We start from the raw sequence: 7645 nt of genomic DNA on the forward strand, positions 1-7645 counted from the left end.
CGTCAATTTTCGAATTATGCAAAATGCTCACTTACATTCATACCGTACGTACAGCAACAATCTGCAATTGGACGTTGAAGTTGTGGACCAGGTGCAACTGGAAGACAAAGTATCGCCACAAACGGCAGAGTCTTTTACCCACGCGATCATTCAAACGGTGAGAGCCTTCCAATTGAGCGGCAAAGCGTCATGGGGAGAATCTCGGCAGTTAACATTAACATTTATGCAGCAGGAGCAAGAGCTGATTGTGTGGGCTCAGGGAGAGGGATTCTTCGGAGAACCGGACAGCTTGAAGCTTCAGATTGAACAATCCGTAAAAGGAGAAGGCATTCGGGTGGAACAGATGGAGCCGGGGGAAACCTCGTATCGCTTGTATCTGCCGTTTGTGACTTGAGGAAGGTGATTTCATGTTTGTAGATAAGGCAAAAGTATATGTAAAAGGTGGAGACGGCGGCGATGGGCTCATCGCATTCCGTCGTGAGAAATACGTTCCTGAAGGCGGACCTGCCGGCGGCGACGGCGGCAAGGGCGGCGACGTGATTTTCCGGGTGGATGAAGGACTTCGCACGCTGATGGATTTCCGTTACCAGAAGCATTTCAAGGCCAAGCGCGGAGAAAAGGGTCGGAATAAAAGTCAGCATGGTGCCAACGCGGACAGCACGATTGTTCGTATTCCGCCAGGTACCATCTTGACAGATGACGATACCGGCGAAGTGATTGGCGATCTGACCAGGCATGGTCAGCAGGTGGTTGTTGCCAGAGGAGGCCGTGGTGGCCGCGGGAACATTCGTTTTGCCACACCGAACAATCCGGCCCCTGAACTTGCAGAGAACGGTGAGGAAGGCGAAGAACGCTTTGTGACCATGGAACTTAAGGTTATGGCAGATGTAGGTCTCGTTGGATTTCCAAGCGTAGGCAAATCAACCTTGTTATCCGTTGTGTCTGCGGCACAGCCGAAGATTGGCGCTTACCATTTTACGACGATAACTCCGAATTTGGGTATGGTTGACGTTGGAGACGGGCGCAATTTTGTCATGGCTGATCTGCCTGGTCTGATTGAGGGTGCACATGAAGGCGTAGGATTGGGGCATGAATTCCTCCGTCATGTGGAGAGAACTCGTGTCATTATCCATGTTGTGGATATGGCAGGCACAGAGGGTAGAGATCCGTTTGAAGATTGGGAAAAAATCAATGATGAGATCAGACTGTACAATCCGCTCCTGATTGAGCGCCCGCAAATCGTGGCTGCCAATAAAATGGACATGCCTGAGGCAGAGGAGTATCTAGCTGCCTTTAAGGAGAAGATTAAGGAAATCCGTCCTGACATCGAGATTATGCCGATCTCCTCCCTAACGCGTCAGGGCATCCAGGAACTTCTGTATCGCACGATCGATGTGCTTGAGAGCATTCCGGATGAGCCGACGGTCGAAGAGGTAACCGAGGTTTCCGAACGTAAGGTTTATAAATTCAAAGCGCAAAACGACAATTCCTTTACGGTTACCAGGGATAATGAAATGTATGTGGTCCATAGTGAGCGAATTGAACGGATGCTGAAGCGGATGCAGATGAATTCGCATGATGCGATCCTGAAACTCGCCAGAACGATGCGTCATATGGGTATCGATGAAGAGCTTCGTAAGCGTGGCGCGACTGAAGGGACCATTGTAAGAATCGGCGATTTTGAATTCGAATTTGTTGAAGGAAGCAGCTACTATTGATCAGCACCCCATAAACATATATTCAAGGAAGCGGCCAAGTCTGTTGAACAGCAGACTTGGCCGTTTTTTCATGAATGGAATCACATCCGTCTACATCGTTATCTCCAAAGTATGCCAAACGCTGTTCATCGTATTGTTAGAGGCTCATAGCTTGTCTTTTTTTCGACTTTCCAAATTTTGCATCCATTTATCGGATAAATCGTATACAATAGTAGTACATTAGTACCTATTTCCATAGATCATCAGATGGAACGAACCGTGCAAAAAGGAGAGTAGAACTATGGCAATCATTGAAGTTGTAAAATACGAAGGACCCCCCGATGTGTTTGCTTGGCGTTATCCGAACCAGGAGTTAGGCACGTGGACCCAGCTTATCGTTCATGAGACGCAGGAGGCTATTCTGTATAAGGGCGGTCAGGCATTGGACTCCTTTTCTGCTGGACGACATACGCTGAGTACAGCGAATATACCGATACTATCTAATATTATCAACCTTCCATTCGGCGGAAAGTCTCCGTTTACGGCGGAAGTCTGGTTTGTTAATAAACTTCGCTCACTGGATGTGAAATGGGGGACCAGTTCGCCAATCCAGCTGCAGGATCCGAAGTATAACATTATTGTATCGCTTCGAGCTTTTGGCCAATTCGGTGTTCAGATCAGCGATCCGCGAAAGTTTCTGGCAACGATGGTTGGCACCCTTCCAACCTTTGATCAGAGCACACTTGTCAAATACTATCGTGGCGTACTGATGTCCAATATTACAGAGATCATATCCTCATATATTGTTCATAAAAAAATTAGCGTCGTAGAAATCAATGCTTACATAGCGGAAATATCGAAGCACATCATGGAAGCAATTGCTGTTTCATTTGAAGAAATGGGAATCACCCTGCTTAATTTCTATGTGGATTCCATCAATATTCCCGAGAATGACCCCGCTGCGATTCGAATCAAGGAAGCGTTGGCAAAAAAAGCGGAAATGGACATCATCGGATATACCTACCATCAGGAAAGGACTTTTAATACGCTGGAGGGTGCGGCAAAGAATCCCGGCAGCCCGGCAGCTGTTATGGGGACTGGACTGGGTATGGGGCTTGGCATGGTTGGCCCGATGTATGAGACCGTGGGCCAAATGTTTGAAAGTTCAAGAGTTCGGGAGAAAAAAGATATACAAGTAATACAGAAGGCATGTGCCAAGTGTGGAACATTGAATGGGGAAGAATCTCGATTCTGTTCGGGATGCGGTCAGTCCATTCTCACGAAGCCGGAGGAACAAACGGTAAAAACCATCCCGTGCAGTGACTGCGGTCAGCCTCTGCCTCCCAATGCCAAGTTCTGTCTTCACTGTGGAGATCCGTATCATGCTTGCCCTAAGTGCGGTCATGACCACCCGGCAGGTGCTGTAAAATGTCCGGATTGCGGTGCACTCCTCCCTATGCCTTGCAGAGAATGCGGTGAATTAGTGGATGCGGAAGCAAAATTTTGTCCTAGCTGTGGGTCAAGCCAAGTGCTTGCATGCCCAAGCTGTAATCATGAGATTAAACCGGGACAAAAGTTCTGCATGGAGTGCGGCCATAAATTGACGTGGAATGAAAGCGAGGGAAGAGAGTGAGTACAAGAACCACGAGTCGAAACCAGTTATGGCTGGCTGCCGTTGTGCTTCCGATTGTAACCATCCTCCTGTTCGGATTTACCGGTGGGATGGTTCAGTTGAATTCCTGGATATCGGGTATAGCCCTTGGATGCGCCGAAGCGGCCATTTTCATATTTATTGGATTCCTTATCCATCGACGTAAGGCGGCTTCCGCAGCAGTTCCGTTTTTTATTGCTTCAGGAGCTATTATTGGCATTTATGCCGTCTCCGTTTTGTTGGAGGTTATTTTGCTGGGATATTTATTTAAGCTGCCTGTATCTTCGTACATGATGATTCATCTCATCACTTTATTGGTGTTCTTTGTTGTTCTGGGGCTGGTAGCCCTGGTTGGGAAATATGCAGGTACTCATGAACAGAGGGAAACCGATCATCTCACGGGGAAGCGAGAGATTGTGGATTGGATTGGCTCTATTCGCAGGAAGCTTAGCCAGATGCCAGTTGAGAATATTCAAGCATTAGACCGCCAGGTAGCCGAGCTCGAGGAAACGCTTCGCTACAGCGATCCCATCACACACTCCTCTTTAGTTGAAGTGGAGCATCTAATCCAGCAGAAAATTGCGATGCTGGAGGATCAAGTTGCGCTGATCGGTGGATCCCAGAAGGAACAACATCATGAACTGACAGAGCAGGCCGTTCATATCATCCGGGATATTCTCAGAACAGTACAGGACCGGAACACGGCACTTCTGAAAGCAAAAGCGGGATCAACATAAAGCAGATGACTGAGGGGAGAGCGTATGGGGGGTTCATTGAAGCAGAAGCTTTTTAAATCCAGACTCACGAAAATAGATTATTTCATTATCGTGCTGGCGGCTATATTTTTTCCGTTAGCTATTGTGCTCGCGGCCATTCGGGTGCTCGTCACCCAGCGTCATAACAGCTGTAAAGGAAGGAACAACAGACTCTTTGGGTGGGTGCTGGTTCTCACATTTGGAGTCATGGAATTCCTTATAATGATAGGCACGATGGATGATAACGATGTTGATGGCCTCATCTCTTCCACGATCGTGCTTGGCATTGTCATACTAATTCCAGCCATTATCATGTTTGTGATCGCTAACCGAGAAGATAAGAAATTCAGCAGCCTCCTGCAAGTTTATTCGAATGCCATCATACGGAAAAGGCTGGTTCATATTGGGCAGATCGCTCAGGACGCCAAGGTGACGCCAGCACATGCTGCCCGGGATATAACGTTTATGTTTGAAGAGCGTATGCTTCCCTATGGGAAGATTGATAATGGGATGGTGAGCATTCCTTCATTGCTCAACAAGTCCGAATCCCCTACCCAGGGGGAGTTTGTTTCACGCAGCGGGCAGAGAGTGCAGTATACACTGGGCAATGATGCAGCGGAATCTGTAAATTCCGAACGAACCGTAACTCAGGTGGGTAGCGTACCAAAGTCGGTGGAATGTCCTGGCTGCGGGGCAAGGACGGTCGTGACGCAGCTTGAGAAAAAAGAATGCGAGTATTGCGGTACGATGATTGTTGCTTAAGGAGTTAATCTAATAAGAATAATAGCCACATGATAGTCAAGGAGAACAAGGAATGAATAATCAAACAAGTGTTTACCGACCTACATTCACTAAAGTTGATTTTTTTATAATATTTGGGACCGCTGTGTTTCCACCAGTGTTTTTAGCTGTGGGTTTACTTCAAGTGGTTGCTTCTCATCGATTTTCATATCGGAAGGGTTCTAATTACAGTCTTTTATCCACTCTATTAGTCATGACTTTTTTATGGATATTCATCTACGCTTATTTTGTGTCGTTCGCTGGATTGGAATCATCCATAAGGACAAAGGAAACCCAATCCCTTATGCTAATAGTCGCCATGTTTTGTCTGCCTCTTATTGTTACTTTTCAAGTGATGAGTATGCGAGCTAACACGTATTTTAAGGGACTTGAAACAAGCTACAAAGAATTGCTCCTAAATCAGGATCACGATGAAATTGCGGAGATTGCGAGGCAGGTTAATCGTAAACCTGAGCAAGCGACTGAGGACATCATGTTTTTAATGCAAGAGAACACACTTCCTTCGGGGACTATTGAGGATGGGATTATCTACTGGGATGGAGAAAACGACGAGGAAGAGGAAGAGGAAGAGGAAGAACAAGAACAAGAAGATGATGAAAGTAACAATGATGATGATACGTTAGAAGTTGAGACAGATTCCTCTCAAAAGGCAGAGCAAGAGGCTGCTGCAGAAAGCTCATTAATTCGAAGCATTCCTAGCAAACTGCCTAAGTCAACACAATGTGTGGGGTGTGGTTCAAAAGTGATTTTGCAACCAGAGGAGTCTAAAGAGTGTGAGTATTGTGGCAGTTGGTTGAATTACATGTAATCCACGGAAGGAGGTTTAGTATTGGCTATACAAACAAAGGATCAAAAACATGACAAGTATGAGCCACGACCAGAGGCATTGGATCATGTTTTGATAACTGGCAGTTTGCTTTTGCCTTATATATTGATTCCGCTAACCATCTGGAGGGCTGTCTCTAATCAACATCTCAATTATCGAAAAGGATTCACCTATAAATTAATTTCATTTCAATTACTGTTCAGTTTTGTTTCGTATCTTATTTATGGTTTTTTCTTTAACTCTATTTTTGCTTATATTGTAGGAGTATTTTTGATTAATTTTGTTTTGCTGGTTGTAGTTGCCGGGTTTCAGCTAAACCGAAATGAGCGGTACTCTAATATGGTTGAGCAATATAAACAGGTTATATTTATTCATAAAATTAATCATATAGAAGAGATTGCAGAACAGATGAGGCAGAAGCCAATCAGTGTAGAGAAGGATTTAGAATATTTAATGAATAAAGGCCATTTTCCACGAGGTGCTATTGTGGATGGAGAGTTGATTTTTAAACGGAATGATGAGGTTGAGAATTTCTTGGATAAACAGGGCCAGTTCACTTCGATTATGGATTCAGTGAGTCCCCAACGGAGTATTCGCACCACAAACACACTTGTTGACATGCAAGCAAATCCTCCGCAGCCTAAAACCGTGGAATGTTCTGGCTGTGGATCCAAAGTCATACTTAACAAGATGGATACCAAGGAATGCGATTACTGCGGAATCGTACTTCATTAAGGATGCTACCTCAAACACTTTGGAGGAGTGAGGATTGAAAGTGAGTGAAAATCAACAGTACGAACCCCAACCAACCGGTTGGGATGCTTTAATCTTATTAGGGAGTTTTATATTGTTTCCGGTCATTTTATTGCCGGTACTATGGAAATTTATCAGCTCAACTCATCTTAACTATAGGAAGGGTTATAGCTACTATCAATTAACCAATTGTCTTATCGGTGGTTACATCTTTATTGTAATGTATTACTTTTTTGTTCCATACAGTGAGTTCGAGCCTTCACAACGGGCTAATAAAGCTATGGGATTGGCTTTAGCGGTAGGTATTATTGGTATATTAATCGTTGCTGTCCTATATGGACTAAGATTAAGAGCAAACAAGAGATTTTATACACTCGCGAAAGAGTATGAATCTTTGGTATCAAACGGCCTCCACAGTATTGAAGACATTGCATTGCATGTTCATCAACCTCTATCCGCAGTACTGAAAGATTTGCAGTATTTACTCAATCACAAACTCTTTCCTAACGGCATTATAAAAGAGGGGAGGGTGCGGTTGAACGCCTATAACCAGCATTCGGATAAACCCGGCATGGAAAGTACTCATAATATGGTCCTTAATACAGATGAAACACCACTTGAAACAACGGTCCCACCGGGACCAAAAAGTCATGAGTGCATCGGCTGCGGAAATAAAGTTATGTTAAATCCACTGGAATCTCTTCCATGTGAATATTGTGGTTTGCCCCTGACCTATACATAGCTGGTAGAGAAATCGGCAGTCTTCGAGTACCGGAGGCTGCTTTTTCTTACGCTACATTTACAATTTTGACGTTAATTACGATGAGTTCCAATAGGAATTGCGATATAGTATAGGCTATAGAGTTGACATGATAATATCGTAATCTCTAAAAAATGGACACTTATGTATTGCCCTTACTTGGTATATCCAGTATAATGTCCACTATACGAATACAGTAGTCTTTGAGGAGAGGACGTTTGTGAAGGAACGCTACTATCTGGTCCGGGAAGACATCCTTCCCGAAGCTGTAGTTAAAACAATGCAAGTGAAAAAATTGCTGGCGTCGGGAGACGTTAGGACGGTTCATGAAGCCGTTGAGCAGGTTGGGCTTAGCCGTAGTGCTTTTTATAAGTGAGCATTTTGCATTAATCTGAGTCCTTG

The 7645-nt window shown here is 44.8% G+C and carries 8 protein-coding genes and 1 pseudogene; all 9 read left to right on the top strand.

The features are described from left to right. The coding region (locus tag PVOR_RS30340) for a hypothetical protein (protein ID WP_006208814.1) at positions 1 to 394 on the top strand (394 nt) is incomplete at its 5' end. A 13-nt stretch (positions 395 to 407) separates the two neighbouring features. Continuing rightward, positions 408 to 1718 (top strand): GTPase ObgE, encoded by a 1311-nt coding sequence (gene obgE / locus PVOR_RS08850; protein WP_006208815.1) that lies wholly within the window; start codon positions 408 to 410, stop codon positions 1716 to 1718. 280 nt (positions 1719 to 1998) lie between these two features. Continuing rightward, positions 1999 to 3330 (top strand): SPFH domain-containing protein, encoded by a 1332-nt coding sequence (locus PVOR_RS08855; RefSeq protein WP_006208816.1) that lies wholly within the window; start codon positions 1999 to 2001, stop codon positions 3328 to 3330. After that, complete coding sequence (locus tag PVOR_RS08860) at positions 3327 to 4085, top strand: hypothetical protein (protein WP_006208817.1); 759 nt, start codon at positions 3327 to 3329, stop codon at positions 4083 to 4085. The genes PVOR_RS08855 and PVOR_RS08860 overlap by 4 nt, the downstream gene beginning before the upstream one ends. Positions 4086 to 4121: 36 nt before the next feature. Next, positions 4122 to 4865 (top strand): hypothetical protein, encoded by a 744-nt coding sequence (locus PVOR_RS08865; protein WP_234972817.1) that lies wholly within the window; start codon positions 4122 to 4124, stop codon positions 4863 to 4865. Positions 4866 to 4917: 52 nt separating this feature from the next. Continuing rightward, positions 4918 to 5712 carry a hypothetical protein gene (locus PVOR_RS08870; RefSeq protein ID WP_006208819.1) on the top strand — a complete coding sequence of 265 codons (795 nt, stop codon included), beginning with the start codon at positions 4918 to 4920 and terminating at the stop codon, positions 5710 to 5712. Between the two features lie 21 nt (positions 5713 to 5733). Continuing rightward, a complete protein-coding gene (locus tag PVOR_RS08875) occupies positions 5734 to 6465 on the top strand; it encodes a hypothetical protein (RefSeq protein WP_006208820.1) in 732 nt (243 codons plus the stop codon). Positions 6466 to 6499: 34 nt separating this feature from the next. Next, complete coding sequence (locus PVOR_RS08880) at positions 6500 to 7225, top strand: hypothetical protein (protein WP_006208821.1); 726 nt, start codon at positions 6500 to 6502, stop codon at positions 7223 to 7225. Positions 7226 to 7409: 184 nt separating this feature from the next. Beyond that, a pseudogene (locus PVOR_RS08885) lies at positions 7410 to 7616 on the top strand (ACT domain-containing protein); the annotation flags it as partial. Between the last annotated feature and the right edge of the window lie 29 nt (positions 7617 to 7645).

Source organism: Paenibacillus vortex V453 (assembly GCF_000193415.1).
Lineage (GTDB): Bacteria > Bacillota > Bacilli > Paenibacillales > Paenibacillaceae > Paenibacillus_AQ > Paenibacillus_AQ glucanolyticus.

Excerpts from the sequence above, each read along its gene's own strand:
- PVOR_RS08855 (WP_006208816.1), top strand. The coding sequence starts at position 1,999 with ATGGCAATCATTGAAGTTGTAAAATACGAAGGACCCCCCGATGTGTTT.
- obgE (WP_006208815.1), top strand. The coding sequence starts at position 408 with ATGTTTGTAGATAAGGCAAAAGTATATGTAAAAGGTGGAGACGGCGGC.
- PVOR_RS08870 (WP_006208819.1), top strand. The coding sequence starts at position 4,918 with ATGAATAATCAAACAAGTGTTTACCGACCTACATTCACTAAAGTTGAT.